At 71.8% G+C, this 13,139-nt stretch carries 14 protein-coding genes; 10 read left to right on the forward strand and 4 right to left on the reverse strand.

Going from position 1 to position 13,139, the window contains the following annotated elements; genetic code table 11:
• Positions 1–62 precede the first annotated feature (62 nt).
• Positions 63–710, forward strand: a complete 648-nt coding sequence (locus HDA41_RS34835) for a GOLPH3/VPS74 family protein (protein ID WP_184991102.1) — start codon at positions 63–65, stop codon at positions 708–710.
• A 76-nt stretch (positions 711–786) separates the two neighbouring features.
• Here HDA41_RS34835 and ssgD read toward each other — a convergent pair whose 3' ends face one another.
• Positions 787–1,203 carry a spore wall synthesis regulator SsgD gene (ssgD, locus tag HDA41_RS34840; RefSeq protein WP_184991104.1) on the reverse strand — a complete coding sequence of 139 codons (417 nt, stop codon included), beginning with the start codon at positions 1,201–1,203 and terminating at the stop codon, positions 787–789.
• Positions 1,204–1,450: 247 nt separating this feature from the next.
• Between ssgD and HDA41_RS34845 the strand changes: the two genes are divergently transcribed.
• The 3 genes from HDA41_RS34845 (at position 1,451) to HDA41_RS34855 (ending at position 3,812) form a co-directional block, all read left to right on the forward strand.
• Complete coding sequence (locus HDA41_RS34845; RefSeq protein WP_230299515.1) at positions 1,451–2,563, forward strand: WD40/YVTN/BNR-like repeat-containing protein; 1,113 nt, start codon at positions 1,451–1,453, stop codon at positions 2,561–2,563.
• Positions 2,564–2,633: 70 nt separating this feature from the next.
• Positions 2,634–2,957, forward strand: coding sequence for a plasmid stabilization protein (locus HDA41_RS34850; RefSeq protein ID WP_184991106.1), 324 nt, complete (start codon positions 2,634–2,636; stop codon positions 2,955–2,957).
• Positions 2,958–3,119: 162 nt separating this feature from the next.
• Positions 3,120–3,812, forward strand: coding sequence for an endonuclease V (locus HDA41_RS34855; protein WP_184991108.1), 693 nt, complete (start codon positions 3,120–3,122; stop codon positions 3,810–3,812).
• Here HDA41_RS34855 and HDA41_RS34860 read toward each other — a convergent pair.
• Positions 3,800–3,994, reverse strand: coding sequence for a hypothetical protein (locus tag HDA41_RS34860; protein WP_184991110.1), 195 nt, complete (start codon positions 3,992–3,994; stop codon positions 3,800–3,802). The two genes, HDA41_RS34855 and HDA41_RS34860, sit on opposite strands and share 13 nt — an antisense overlap.
• A 179-nt stretch (positions 3,995–4,173) precedes the next feature.
• On the opposite strand from HDA41_RS34860, the gene mmpA reads away from it, so the two are divergent.
• The gene (gene mmpA / locus HDA41_RS34865) at positions 4,174–4,320 is read left to right on the forward strand and encodes a morphogenic membrane protein MmpA (RefSeq protein WP_184991112.1); all 147 of its coding nucleotides are present in this window, start codon (positions 4,174–4,176) and stop codon (positions 4,318–4,320) included.
• Between the two features lie 5 nt (positions 4,321–4,325).
• On the opposite strand, the gene HDA41_RS34870 is transcribed toward mmpA, so the two are convergent.
• Positions 4,326–5,504: a saccharopine dehydrogenase family protein gene (locus tag HDA41_RS34870; RefSeq protein WP_184991114.1), complete on the reverse strand. Its 1,179-nt coding sequence runs from the start codon at positions 5,502–5,504 to the stop codon at positions 4,326–4,328.
• A gap of 91 nt (positions 5,505–5,595) precedes the next feature.
• On the opposite strand from HDA41_RS34870, the gene HDA41_RS34875 reads away from it, so the two are divergent.
• The 4 genes from HDA41_RS34875 to HDA41_RS34890 all read left to right on the forward strand — a co-directional run bounded on the left by HDA41_RS34875 (position 5,596) and on the right by HDA41_RS34890 (position 10,678).
• A complete protein-coding gene (locus HDA41_RS34875) occupies positions 5,596–5,976 on the forward strand; it encodes an MmcQ/YjbR family DNA-binding protein (protein ID WP_184991116.1) in 381 nt (126 codons plus the stop codon).
• 110 nt (positions 5,977–6,086) lie between these two features.
• Positions 6,087–7,247, forward strand: coding sequence for a CaiB/BaiF CoA transferase family protein (locus tag HDA41_RS34880; RefSeq protein WP_184991118.1), 1,161 nt, complete (start codon positions 6,087–6,089; stop codon positions 7,245–7,247).
• Positions 7,244–8,458 (forward strand): acetyl-CoA C-acetyltransferase, encoded by a 1,215-nt coding sequence (locus tag HDA41_RS34885; RefSeq protein WP_184991120.1) that lies wholly within the window; start codon positions 7,244–7,246, stop codon positions 8,456–8,458. The genes HDA41_RS34880 and HDA41_RS34885 overlap by 4 nt, the downstream gene beginning before the upstream one ends.
• A gap of 33 nt (positions 8,459–8,491) precedes the next feature.
• A complete protein-coding gene (locus HDA41_RS34890) occupies positions 8,492–10,678 on the forward strand; it encodes a 3-hydroxyacyl-CoA dehydrogenase NAD-binding domain-containing protein (RefSeq protein WP_184991122.1) in 2,187 nt (728 codons plus the stop codon).
• Here HDA41_RS34890 and HDA41_RS34895 read toward each other — a convergent pair.
• Positions 10,664–11,380 carry a MerR family transcriptional regulator gene (locus HDA41_RS34895; protein WP_184991124.1) on the reverse strand — a complete coding sequence of 239 codons (717 nt, stop codon included), beginning with the start codon at positions 11,378–11,380 and terminating at the stop codon, positions 10,664–10,666. The genes HDA41_RS34890 and HDA41_RS34895 overlap by 15 nt on opposite strands.
• Positions 11,381–11,649: 269 nt before the next feature.
• Here HDA41_RS34895 and HDA41_RS34900 point away from each other — a divergent pair, with 269 nt between their 5' ends.
• Positions 11,650–13,116 (forward strand): amino acid permease, encoded by a 1,467-nt coding sequence (locus HDA41_RS34900; RefSeq protein ID WP_184991126.1) that lies wholly within the window; start codon positions 11,650–11,652, stop codon positions 13,114–13,116.
• The last annotated feature ends 23 nt before the right edge of the window (positions 13,117–13,139 follow it).

Here is a 13,139-nt window from a genome sequence, read left to right on the forward strand (position 1 = left end):
GGGGCGTCGGGCCTGTCAACGAATTAACGTGAGACCCGATCTTCCCGCCCCAAGGAGGCCCCGTGCCCAACGGTCCGCTCTCGCTGCCGGCCCGGCTCTGCCTGCTGGCGTGGGACCCCGCGCGGCCGGCGGGCGCCGGCACCGCCCATCTGCCCGGTCCGGTACGGGCCGGTGCGCTCACCGAGCTGGCCTGGCGCGGCCTGCTCATCGACGAGGACGGCATCGCCACGCCGGTCGACCTGGACTCCCGCGCGGGTGACGCGGTCCTCGACGGGCTGCTGGAACTCGTCCGCGAGTCGTGCCCGCACCCCTGGCGGACCTGGGTGACGCTGCGGTCGCGGGTGACCCTCGACGCGGTGCGGGAGCAGCTGGTGGCCGAGGGGTATCTGCGGGCGGAGAAGAAGCGGGTTCTCGGTGTGTTCCCGTCCGTGGAGTACGCGCTGGAGCGCGTCGCGGCCGTGGAGGCGCTGCGGGAGGAGACGCGTCAGGTGCTGAGGGGGCCGCTGCCGGTCGCCGCAGTCTCCGAGCGGGACGCGGCGCTCGTGACGCTGGCCGCCTCGGCGGAACTTCTCCCCGGAACAGACGTCCGCGCCCATGAGCATCGCGTGCGGGAGCTGGCGGAGCGTGCCGTGGCGTCGGCGCCCGCGCTCAGGGAGATCGTCCGCGAGATCCGTACGGCACTGGCCGCGACGGCGACGGCTCTGCCCTGACGGTGAGCGAGTCTTCGTCCCCGGGGCCGTCGACCCGGGGATTGTCAGGGAGGACGTCAGCTCAGCACGCGTCGGCTCAGCACGTGTCCCGCATCAGCTCCGCCAGGCCGTGGTCCAGATCCAGCTGGAGGTGCTCCAGCCCGACCGGCACCAGCTCGCTCGTGGCCTGAAGGAACCGGCGCACCTCGCTGGAGCGGACGTGCACGACGGCGGTGCCCTCGGGGGCGTGGAACTCCAGCACCGTGCGGTCGTACCCGTACGGCCGCACCCGCACGTCGCCGTGGCCCTCGGCGTTCCTGAGGCCCGCGGCGAGCAGCTCGCGGGAGAAGGTCCAGCAGACCTCGACGCCCTCCAGCGTGGCCGGGGCCGGGAAGGTCATGCGGACGGCGAACGGATCGCGTCGGTCGTAGTGGAGCGTCGCGGGAATGCTCGGCATACGCGGCGCGGCGGCGACGAGGCGGGCCTCCACGGGCTGCTCGATGACGATGGACAACGCCTTGCTCCCTTGTGACGGCTGGACGGACTTCCGGGCGTATGAGACCGGGGCACTGGAAGAGACGACGGAATCAGCCGATCCGTGCACACGAAGAGCGAGTGACCTCTGTCACCGCGTTCATGCACCGGAGTGACATGGCTCTCCTCGTGTGACCCGCAGGGCATGTGTGGCGCGCGGCGGAACACCCGGAGTGTCCGCGAGGCCATCTGGACGGCGCCGGGACGGTGGGCTAGCTTCGCCGGCCATGAGGCGCTTGGGGAACACGCGACGGACGGGACGGACACGGGGCAGGGCGACCGGAGTGGCGGCGGGCGCGGCGGCACTGGCCGCACTCGCGGCCCTGACAGCCGTACCGGCGCAGGCGCACGAGCCGGAGCGCCGGGTGCCGCACTGGGAACTCAAGGGCACCGGCACCCCGGACGTACGGTTTCGCGGCCTGGCCGCCGTCAGCCGGGACACCGCCTGGCTCGCGGGGACCGGCGGCACCGTCCTGCGCACGACCGACGGCGGCGCCACCTGGCGGAACGTCTCGCCCCCGGGTGCGGCCCAGTTGCAGTTCCGGGACGTCGAGGCGTTCGACGCGCGCCGGGCCGTGGTCCTGGCCATCGGCGAGGGCGAGGCGTCCCGCGTGTACCGCACCGACGACGGCGGAGCGACCTGGACGGAGTCCTTCCGCAACCCCGACCCGAAGGCCTTCTACGACTGCCTCACCTTCTTCGACCGCCGCCACGGCCTCGCGATGAGCGACCCGGTGGACGGGAAGTTTCGCATCCTGTCGACCCGCGACGGCGGACGATCCTGGAAGGTGCTGCCGGATGAGGGCATGCCGGCCGCGCAGGAGGGTGAGGCGGGATTCGCCGCGAGCGGCCAGTGTCTGGTCGCCTCCGGGCCGAAGGACGTCTGGCTCGCCACCGGCGGGGCCGCGCACGCGCGCGTGCTGCACTCCGCCGACCGGGGACACACCTGGACGGCCACCGCCACACCCCTCCCGGCGGGCGATCCGGCCCGCGGTGTCTTCGCCCTGGCCTTCCGCGACCGCGCCCACGGTCTCGCCGTCGGCGGCGACTTCACCCCGGGCCGGCCCTCACCGAACGCCGCCGCGCGCACCGGCGACGCCGGCCGCACCTGGCGCCTTGCCGCCACGCCCCCGCCCGGCTACCGCTCCGGCGTCGCCTGGCTGCCGCACAGCCGCACCGCCGCCCTCGCCGTCGGCCCCACCGGCACCGACCTCACCACGGACGGCGGCCGCACCTGGCGCACGGTCGACACCGGCTCCTACGACACCGTCGACTGCACCCCCGACCAAGGGTGCTGGGCCGCCGGCGAGAAGGGGCGGGTTGCCCGCCTGGAGCATTGAGCGCGCGGTATGCCCTGATTGTTGGCAGTGTGGGTACTCGTTCACTGAAGCGGAAAGGAAGTGAGCGGTCATGCCACGCGGTTCGAGCTCCAAGCGGGAGCGCCAGTACGAGCACATCAAGAAGAGTGCGCAGGACCGGGGCGAGAGCACCGGCCGCGCCAAGGAGATCGCCTCGCGGACGGTGAACAAGGAACGCGCCCGCTCCGGCGAGTCGAAGACGGCCAGCCGGACCTCCACGAAGGACATGTCGTCCGGCAAGCGCGGCGGTCAGCGGTCGGGGCAGGGGGCCCAGGGCCCCACCTACGACCAGCTGTACCAGGAGGCCAAGCGCCGCGGCGTCGAGGGCCGCTCCAACATGAACAAGAGCCAGCTCCAGCGCGCGCTGGGCAAGTGAGTCGCACGCCCCCGAGGCCGGCGGGACTCCCGGGTCCCGCCGGCCTTCGCGCGTTCGCGCGGTCCGCAGGGTCAGCAGCCCTTAAGCTCGGCAGCCCACAAGCCCGGCAGCCCACAAGCCCGGCAGGCCACAAGCCCGGCAGCCCGTAGGCTCAGGGGCACCATGAGGACCGTACGCATCCCCGAGGACTGGCCCGCCACCGAGGAACAGGCCCGCGCAGTCCAGGACGAACTCCGCGAGCGCGTGATCCTCGACGAACCGGGGCCGCCGCCCGGGACGGGCCATGTGACGGGGGTCGACGTCGCGTACGACGACGAACGGGACGTCGTCGCGGCGGCCGCGGTCGTCCTGGACGGGGCGAGCCTCGACGTGGTCGCCGAGGCCACGGCGGTGGGCCGGGTCTCCTTCCCCTACGTGCCCGGACTGCTCGCCTTCCGCGAGCTCCCCACGGTCCTCGCCGCCCTCGACGCCCTGCCGTGCCCGCCCGGCCTGGTCGTCTGCGACGGCTACGGCCTCGCCCACCCCCGCCGCTTCGGCCTCGCCAGCCACCTCGGCGTCCTGACCGGCCTGCCCACGATCGGCGTCGCCAAGAGCCCCTTCACCTTCGCCTACGACGACCCGGACACCCCGCGCGGCAGCACCTCGGCGCTGCTCGCCGGCTCCGAGGAGGTCGGCCGCGCCCTGCGCACGCGCGACGGCGTCAAGCCGGTCTTCGTCTCCGTCGGCCACCGCGTGACCCTGGCGAACGCCTGCGCCCACACCCTCGCGCTCACCCCCGAGTACCGCCTCCCGGAGACCACGCGCAGGGCGGACGCACTGTGCCGGACGGCGCTGCGGGAGACCTACTCCGCCTGATCGGTCACGCTCCAGCGGCCCACCTCGCGGTACTCCGAGTCGTAGACGACCGACCCGTCCCCGGGCCGGAGCGCGTAGTGGCGCAGATTGCCGCCCCAGTACCTGAGGATCCGGCCCAGCTCGCCCGCCGGGTCCTCGGTCAACGCCGCGTCGTCCATGGTGACTTCGAGAAGGAACTTCATGCCTTCAATGATTTCATTGAACTCCTTTGTGGCACTTTTCGAGACGTCGCCAGGAGCGGAAGGCAGAAAGTCTCAAACCGGAGGGGAGGGCCCGCGCAGGACGGGCGGCAGATCTGAGTACCGGCTCTGAGTACCTGTACCGATGCCCGCCGGCCACCCCCGTCGGCAGGCTGGGGCGCATGACAACGCACCGCGCCCCCAAGCCTGTCGCCGGCCCGACCCAGACCGTCGAGCGGGCCGTCACCGTAGGGCTGATCCTCGCCGTGCTGGCGGGGCTCGGCTGGATCGCCGGGATGATCTACACCATCGCCGAGTGGCCGCTGTAGGGCCCTCAGCGGGTCGACGCGACGCGGAAGCGGATGCCCGCCGCGCGCAGCCGGCCGATCAGCGCGTCGCCCATCGCCACCGCCGTGGTGACCTGACCCGCCGTCTCCGGAAGGTCGTCGAAGGCCAGGCACAGCGCCGACTCGGCGAGCATCTTCGCCGTCTCGTCGTAGCCGGGATCGCCGCCCGAGACCTCCGTGTACACCCGCCGGCCGCCGCCCTCGCCCACGAAGCGCAGGGAGAACCAGCTCTTCGCCCGCTTCTCGGGGCTCGGGCCGTCCCCGGGCGTGAGCCGGCCGGACAACCAGCGCCGCGCCGGCGGCACCTGGGCCGCCGCCACCAGGGCACCGACGGCCGCCACACCGCCCACCACGACGGGCAGGTGCCGGACGGCCGCGTACTGCCGGTAGCGGAAGTCGGGGCCGTAGCGGTCGAGGGCCGACGCCGACCGCCGCACGATCTGCGGGTCGATCGTCGGCATCGGCAGCGCCCACGCGCCGATCTCCTTGGCGAACCGTGGCGCACCCGCCGGCGCCGACGCCCGCCGGCCCACCAGCCGCGGCTCGTGCCGCCGCCGTTCGCGCGCGGCCGCCGCCATCTCCCGCTGCCGCGCGAACTGGTTGAGGGCCGAGGCGAAGGTCCCGCCCGAGAACGCCGCGTCGGCGGTCACGAAGCCCTCCACGGTCAGCGGCACGTCCTCGGGCAGTTGCCGCACGGTGAAGTACACGCCCAGGTCGTGCGGGATCGAGTCGAAGCCGGCGGCGTGCACCAGCCGTGCCCCGGTCTCACGCGCGCGTGCGTCGTGCCGGACGTACATCAGGTCCACGAACTCGGGCTCGCCGCAGAGGTCCAGGTAGTCGGTGCCGGTGTCCGCGCAGGCGGCGACGAGTTCCTCGCCGTACGTGAGGTACGGGCCGACCGTCGTGGCCACCACGCGCGCGTGCTCGGCGAGGGCGCGCACCGAAGCCGGGTCGGAGACGTCCGCCCGCAGCACCCCGACCTCCGCGCCGCCGGGCAGTCGCTCCCGCAGCCGCTCCAGCTTCTCCGCGCTGCGGCCCGCGACAGCCCACCGCAGCCCCTCGGGCGCGTGGGCCGCGAGGTACTCCGCGGTGAGCGCTCCGGCGAAACTCGTGGCTCCGAAGAGCACGATGTCGTACGGACGGTCCGTCCTTTTCAGCCTGCTCATGACACCCCTCGGTCGTTCAGCCCGTGCCGCTGTCGGTGGCCGAGGCTAGCGTGAGGAGTGCGGAGCCCGACGACGAGCCCGGAGGACGACGATGGCCGTGTCCAGGAATGCCCTGAAGAAGTGGGAGAAAGTGCGCGCGTTCGCGCTGGGGCTGCCGGGTGCCGCCGAGGAGTTCCCCTGGGGCGAGTCCGTCGCGAAGGTCAACAAGAAGGTGTTCGTCTTCCTCGGCGTCGAGGACGGCAGTTACCCCCTTGGGGTGACGGTGAAGCTCAAGGACGAGACGGCGCACGCGCACGCGCTGGCCTGCCCCGGCGCCGAGCCCGCCGGATACGGCCTGGGCAAGGCGGGCTGGGTGAGCATCCCCCTGGAGCAGCAGGACGCCCCGGCGGCGGAGGTGCTCTGCGACTGGGTGGAGGAGAGCTACCGCGTCATCGCGCCCAAGCGGCTGATAGCGGAGCTGGACGGGGGCTGACCTCGTCCGGCAGATTGCTAAGCGCTTGCTCGTTCAGGTCTTGTGCCGAGTGGAACGCGTTCTTAGCATCGCTGGTGTTACATCAGTTGTGTCACAGCACTGGGGGCTTGATGACCACGGCAAGGACGCCAGGACACGGTCCGCTCACCGGCGTGCGCGTCGTCGAGCTGGCCGGCATCGGGCCCGGCCCGTTCGCCGCCATGCTCCTGGCCGACCTCGGCGCCGACGTCGTGCGCGTGGACCGCCCCGGCGGCCCCGGCCTCGCGATCGACCCGGCGTACGACGTCACCAACCGCAACAAGCGCTCGGTGGTCGTCGACCTGAAGTCCGCGGACGGCTCCGCCCGTGTGCTCGACCTCGCCGCACGGGCCGACATCCTGGTCGAGGGCTACCGCCCCGGCGTCGCCGAGCGCCTCGGCGTGGGACCCGAGCCCTGCCACGCCCGCAACCCGGCCCTCGTCTACGGCCGGATGACCGGCTGGGGCCAGGACGGCCCGCTCGCCGACCGCGCCGGGCACGACATCACCTACATCGCCCCCACCGGCACGCTCGGCATGATCGGCCGGCCGGACCAGCCGCCCGCGGTCCCGGCCAACCTGCTCGGCGACTACGCGGGCGGCTCCCTCTACCTCGTCGTCGGCGTCCTCGCCGCCCTGCACCACGCCCGTGCGACCGGCACCGGCCAGGTCGTCGACGCCGCCGTCGTCGACGGCGTCTCCCATCTCGCCACGATGATCCACGGCATGCTCGCCGCCGGCGGCTGGCAGGACCGCCGCGGCGCCAACCTCCTGGACGGAGGCTGCCCGTACTACGGGACGTACGAGACGGCCGACGGCCGGCACATGGCCGTCGGTGCCCTGGAGCCGCAGTTCTACGAGGAGTTCCTCGCCCGCCTCGGCATCGAGGACCAGGCCGCCGCCCGCAAGGACGTCACCCGCTGGAGTGAACTGCGCGAACAGGTCGCCGCCCGCTTCAAGACCCGGACCAGGGACGAGTGGACGGCCGTCTTCGACGGGACCGACGCGTGCGTGGCGCCCGTCCTGTCGCTGCGTGAGGCACCGCACCACCCGCATCTCGCCGCCCGCGGCACCTTCACCGACCACGGCGGCATCACCCAGCCCGCCCCGGCCCCCCGCTTCTCCGCGACCCCGACCTCCGTCCGCACCGGCCCGGCCCGGCCGGGCGCCGACACGGCGGACGTCGCCCGGGACTGGGACGTCCCCGGGCTTGTGCCGTCGTCCCGCACCCCTCAGCGAAAGGCCTCCTCGTGAGCACCGAAGCGTACGTGTACGACGCGATCCGCACTCCGCGCGGGCGCGGCAAGGCAGGCGGCGCCCTGCACGGCACCAAGCCCATCGACCTGGTCGTCGGACTCATCCACGAGATCCGCGCCCGCTTCCCGGACCTGGACCCGGCCGCCGTCGACGACATCGTGCTCGGCGTCGTCGGCCCGGTCGGCGACCAGGGCTCCGACATCGCCCGGATCGCCGCCATCGCCGCGGGGCTGCCCGACACGGTGGCCGGCGTGCAGGAGAACCGCTTCTGTGCCTCGGGTCTGGAGGCCGTCAACCTGGCCGCGGCCAAGGTCCGTTCCGGCTGGGAGGACCTGGTCCTCGCGGGCGGCGTCGAGTCGATGTCCCGGGTGCCGATGGCCTCCGACGGCGGCGCCTGGTTCAACGACCCGATGACCAACCTCCAGGTCAACTTCGTGCCCCAGGGCATCGGTGCCGACCTCATCGCCACCATCGAGGGTTTCTCCCGGCGCGACGTCGACGAGTACGCGGCCCTCTCCCAGGAGCGGGCGGCCACCGCCTGGAAGGAGGGCCGCTTCGACAAGTCCGTCGTCCCGGTGAAGGACCGCAGCGGCCTCGTGGTCCTCGACCACGACGAGCACATGCGCCCCGGCACCACCGCCGACTCCCTCGCCAGGCTGAAGCCGTCCTTCGCGGACATCGGCGAACTCGGCGGCTTCGACGCGGTCGCGCTCCAGCAGTACCACTGGGTGGAGAAGATCGACCACGTCCACCACGCGGGCAACTCCTCCGGCATCGTCGACGGCGCCTCGCTCGTCGCGATCGGCTCACAGGAGGTCGGCGAGCGCTACGGCCTCACGCCCCGCGCGCGGATCGTCTCCGCCGCCGTCTCCGGCTCCGAGCCCACCATCATGCTCACCGGCCCCGCCCCCGCCACCCGCAAGGCCCTCGCCAAGGCCGGGCTGACCATCGACGACATCGACCTCGTCGAGATCAACGAGGCGTTCGCCGCGGTCGTGCTGCGCTTCGCGCGGGACATGGGCCTGTCCCTGGACAAGGTCAACGTCAACGGCGGCGCGATCGCGCTCGGCCACCCCCTCGGCGCGACCGGCGCCATGATCCTCGGCACGCTCGTCGACGAACTCGAGCGCCAGGACAAGCGCTACGGCCTCGCCACGCTGTGCGTCGGCGGCGGCATGGGCGTCGCGACCATCGTCGAGCGCATCTGACCACCTCCCGACGGATCACACGGAGCACTCCACATGAGCACTGAGTCCACCACCATCCGCTGGGAACAGGACCGCACCGGCCTCGTCACCCTTGTCATCGACGACCCGAACCAGTCCGCGAACACCATGAACCAGGCGTTCCGCGACTCCCTCGCCGTCGTCACCGACCGCCTGGAGGCCGAGAAGGACACCATCCGGGGCGTCATCATCACCTCGGCGAAGAAGACCTTCTTCGCCGGCGGCGACCTGCGCGACCTGATCCGCGTCACGCCCGAGACGGCCCAGGAGCTGTTCGACGGCGGTATGGCCATCAAGCGGAACCTGCGCCGCATCGAGACCCTCGGCAAGCCGGTCGTCGCCGCACTCAACGGCGCGGCCCTCGGCGGCGGTTACGAGATCGCCCTGGCCTGCCACCACCGCGTCGCCCTCGACGCGCCCGGCTCGAAGATCGGCTGCCCCGAGGTCACCCTCGGCCTGCTGCCCGGAGGCGGCGGCGTCGTCCGCACCGTCCGCCTGCTCGGCATCGCCGACGCGCTGCTGAAGGTCCTCCTCCAGGGCACCCAGTACAGCCCGCGCCGCGCCCTGGAGAACGGCCTCGTCGACGAGGTGGCCACCACCCAGGAGGAACTCCTCGAAAAGGCCCGCGCCTTCATCGACGCCCACCCCGAGTCGCAGCAGCCCTGGGACAAGCCGGGGTACAAGATCCCGGGCGGCACCCCGGCCAACCCCAAGTTCGCGGCGAACCTGCCCGCCTTCCCGGCCACCCTGCGCAAGCAGACGAACGGCGCCCCCTACCCGGCGCCGCGCAACATCCTCGCCGCCGCCGTCGAGGGCTCCCAGGTGGATTTCGAGACCGCCCAGGTCATCGAGGCCCGCTACTTCGTGGAGCTCGCGGCCGGGCAGACGTCGAAGAACATGATCCAGGCCTTCTTCTTCGACCTCCAGGCCGTCAACTCCGGCGCCAACCGCCCCAAGGACGTCGAGCACCGCCAGGTCCGCAAGGTCGCCGTCCTCGGCGCCGGGATGATGGGCGCGGGCATCGCCTACTCCTGTGCGCGCGCCGGCATCGACGTCGTCCTGAAGGACGTCTCCCTGGAGGCGGCCGTCAAGGGCAAGGGCTACTCCGAGAAGCTGTGCGCCAAGGCCGTCGCCAAGGGCCGTACGACGCAGGAGAAGGCGGACGCGCTCCTCGCCCGCGTCACGCCCACGGCCGAGGTGCAGGACCTGGCGGGCTGCGACGCCGTCATCGAGGCCGTCTTCGAGGACACGTCCCTCAAGCACAAGGTGTTCCAGGAGATCCAGCACGTCGTGGCGCCCGACGCGCTGCTGTGCTCCAACACCTCCACCCTGCCCATCACCGCGCTCGCCGAGGGCGTCGAGCGCCAGGCCGACTTCATCGGACTGCACTTCTTCTCGCCGGTCGACAAGATGCCGCTCGTCGAGATCATCAAGGGCGAGCGCACAGGGCAGGAGGCCCTGGCCCGCGCCTTCGACCTGGTCCGGCAGATCAACAAGACCCCGATCGTCGTCAACGACTCGCGCGGCTTCTTCACCTCCCGCGTGATCGGCCACTTCATCAACGAGGGCGTCGCCATGGTCGGCGAGGGCATCGAGCCCGCGTCGGTCGAACAGGCCGCCGCCCAGGCGGGCTACCCGGCCAAGGTGCTGTCCCTGATGGACGAGCTGACGCTGACCCTGCCCCGCAAGATCCGGGCCGAGACGAAGCGGGCCGTGGAGGAGGCGGGCGGCACCTGGACGGCCCACCCCGCCGAGGCCGTCATCGACCGCATGGTCGACGAGTTCGGCCGCACGGGCCGCAGCGGCGGCGCCGGCTTCTACGACTACGGGGACGACGGCAAGCGCACCGGGCTCTGGCCGGGCCTGCGCGAGCACTTCACCAAGCCCGGATACCGGATCCCGTTCGAGGACATGCAGGAACGCATGCTCTTCTCCGAGGCGCTGGACACCGTCCGGCTGCTGGAGGAGGGCGTATTGACCTCCGTGGCCGACGCCAACATCGGTTCCATCTTCGGCATCGGCTTCCCGGGCTGGACCGGTGGCGTGCTCCAGTACGTCAACGGCTACGAGGGCGGCCTGCCCGGGTTCGTGGCACGCGCGCGTGAACTCGCCGAGCGCTACGGCGACCGGTTCGCGCCGCCCGCGCTGCTGGTGGAGAAGGCGGAGAAGGGGGAGCGGTTCAGCGACTCAGTCCGAACCTGACGTGCCTGAAGGCCGGGTCAGCCATTCGCCCAGCTCTTCCTTCAGCGACCGCTGAAAGGCGGTGAGGAGCGCCTGCACCACCAAGGGGTGCATGTGCGCGGACAGGGACCGCACGTCCCGCGCGTCACGCTCCGCGACCTCGCCGCGGAAGAGCCGGGAGAGTTCACGGGCCGCGGCGCGCGAGTGTTCGAGGAGAACCTTGCGCGCCGCGAAGATCGCCTCCTGGGAGAGCGGTACGTCCAGCAGCCCGACACCCAGCCTGAGCAGACCGAGGTCGGCCTCGTACTCGTCGTCCCCGGGCCGGACCACGCCCATCGCGACGAGCCGCTCGACGTCCTCGTCGCCGAGCGGCCGCCCGGCCCGCCGCTCCAGCTCCTCCCGCGTCACCGTCTCGACGGCGTCCGGCGCCCAGGAGGCCACCACCGCCCGGTGGACGGCGAGGTCGCGCGCGCTCAGGTCCGGCGGCAGCCGGCTCAGATAGCGCTCGATGCCCGCCAGCGTCATGCCCTGGTGCTGCAACTCCTCGATCAGCGCCAGCCGGGCCAGATGCTCCCGCCCGTAGTGCCCCACGCGCCGGGGACCGAGCACCGGCGGAGGCAGCAGCCCCTTCGTGCCGTAGAAACGGACCGTGCGCACCGTGACACCGGCCTGGGCCGCCAGTTCGTCGATCGTGAGGGTCGGTTCCTCGGTGTCGGTCGTCATGTGCAGCAGTATCGCTGTCTCACCAGTGCTGTGAAACCTCGTCCGCACCTCCTCATGACCGAGAAGTGAACGACGGGTGGCGGCTGTGCCGCTCGCTGGTGGATCTTGTGAGAGGTGACGCTCTGTGACGCCGGTCACCGTATGCGAGGGGATCGGCATGGGAAGGTGCTGGCTTGGTCTGTGCCGCGTCACAAGGGTGGTACGGGCCACTGCACTGTACGGACCCCGGGCCCACGACGTCCGGGGCGATCCAGAGAGTGGAACCACCCGTGAGCAAGGACGCCGTGAACACGGCTGCGGCCACGCCGCGTACCGATGCGGCCCAGGTGCCCGCGGACGCGGGCGACGCCGGGTACAGCAAGGACCTCAAGGCCCGCCACGTCAACATGATCGCCATCGGCGGGGCCATCGGAACCGGCCTCTTCCTCGGCGCCGGCGGCCGCCTCCACAACGCGGGCCCGGCGCTGGCGATCGCCTACCTGGTCTGCGGCATCTTCGCCTTCTTCGTGGTCAGGGCCCTCGGCGAGCTCGTCCTCTACCGTCCCTCCTCGGGCTCCTTCGTGTCGTACGCGCGCGAGTTCCTCGGCGAGAAGGGCGCCTACGTCGCCGGCTGGATGTACTTCCTGAACTGGTCGACCACCGGCATCGCCGACATCACCGCGATCGCGCTCTACACGCACTACTGGAGCCTGTTCACCGACATCCCGCAGTGGGTGCTCGCGCTGGCCGCCCTCGCGGTGGTGCTGGCCGTGAACCTGATCTCGGTGAAGATCTTCGGCGAGATGGAGTTCTGGTTCGCGATCATCAAGGTCGCGACGCTCGTCGGCTTCATGTTCATCGGCATCTTCCTGCTCGCCACCCAGCACGAGGTGGGCGGCCAGACACCGGGCCTGAGCGTCATCACCGACAACGGCGGCGTCTTCCCGCACGGCATGATGCCCGTCGTCCTCGTCATGCAGGGCGTGATCTTCGCGTACGCCGCGCTGGAGCTGGTCGGTGTCGCCGCGGGCGAGACCGCCGAGCCGGAGAAGGTCGTCCCGCGCGCGGTGAACTCGATCATGTGGCGCGTGGGCCTCTTCTACGTCGGCTCGGTCGTCCTGCTGGCCCTCCTGCTGCCCGGCTCGGTCTACTCGGCCGACCAGAGCCCCTTCGTCACCGTCCTGTCGAAGATCGGCGTCCCGGCCGCCGGCGACGTGATGAACCTGGTGGTCCTCACGGCCGCGATGTCCTCGCTGAACTCGGGCCTGTACTCGACGGGCCGCATCCTGCGCTCCATGGCGATGGCCGGCTCCGCGCCGAAGTTCACCGCCCGCATGAACCGCAGCCAGGTCCCCTACGGCGGCATCCTGCTGACCTGCGCGGTGTGCGTGCTCGGCGTCGGCCTGAACTTCCTCGTGCCGGCCCAGGCCTTCGAGATCGTGCTGAACGTCGCCTCGCTCGGCATCATCAGCACCTGGGTGATCATCATGATCTGCCACCTGGTCTTCGTCCGCCGCGCCAAGGAGGGCCTGCTCGACCGCCCCTCCTTCCGCCTCCCCGGCAGCCCGGTCACGGAGATCACCACGATCGCCTTCCTGCTGGCCTGCCTCGGCATGATGTGGAACGACCCGGAGGTCGGCCGCAAGACGCTGCTGCTCGTCCCGCTGATCGCGGCTGCACTGGTCGCGGGCTGGTTCGGCATCCGCCGCCGGGTGTCGCAGACGGCCGACCAGGAGCTGTCGCAGCTCACGAAGTAGCAGGCCGGAGCCACTGTCAGTGG

The sequence above is a fragment of the Streptomyces caelestis genome (assembly GCF_014205255.1).
Classification (GTDB): domain Bacteria; phylum Actinomycetota; class Actinomycetes; order Streptomycetales; family Streptomycetaceae; genus Streptomyces; species Streptomyces caelestis.

Coding starts and splice junctions, on each gene's coding strand:
- HDA41_RS34845 (WP_230299515.1), top strand. CDS start 1,451: ATGAGGCGCTTGGGGAACACGCGACGGACGGGACGGACACGGGGCAGG.
- HDA41_RS34850 (WP_184991106.1), top strand. CDS start 2,634: ATGCCACGCGGTTCGAGCTCCAAGCGGGAGCGCCAGTACGAGCACATC.
- HDA41_RS34855 (WP_184991108.1), top strand. CDS start 3,120: ATGAGGACCGTACGCATCCCCGAGGACTGGCCCGCCACCGAGGAACAG.
- HDA41_RS34860 (WP_184991110.1), bottom strand. CDS start 3,994: ATGAAGTTCCTTCTCGAAGTCACCATGGACGACGCGGCGTTGACCGAG.
- mmpA (WP_184991112.1), top strand. CDS start 4,174: ATGACAACGCACCGCGCCCCCAAGCCTGTCGCCGGCCCGACCCAGACC.
- HDA41_RS34870 (WP_184991114.1), bottom strand. CDS start 5,504: ATGAGCAGGCTGAAAAGGACGGACCGTCCGTACGACATCGTGCTCTTC.
- HDA41_RS34875 (WP_184991116.1), top strand. CDS start 5,596: ATGGCCGTGTCCAGGAATGCCCTGAAGAAGTGGGAGAAAGTGCGCGCG.
- HDA41_RS34880 (WP_184991118.1), top strand. CDS start 6,087: ATGACCACGGCAAGGACGCCAGGACACGGTCCGCTCACCGGCGTGCGC.
- HDA41_RS34890 (WP_184991122.1), top strand. CDS start 8,492: ATGAGCACTGAGTCCACCACCATCCGCTGGGAACAGGACCGCACCGGC.
- HDA41_RS34895 (WP_184991124.1), bottom strand. CDS start 11,380: ATGACGACCGACACCGAGGAACCGACCCTCACGATCGACGAACTGGCG.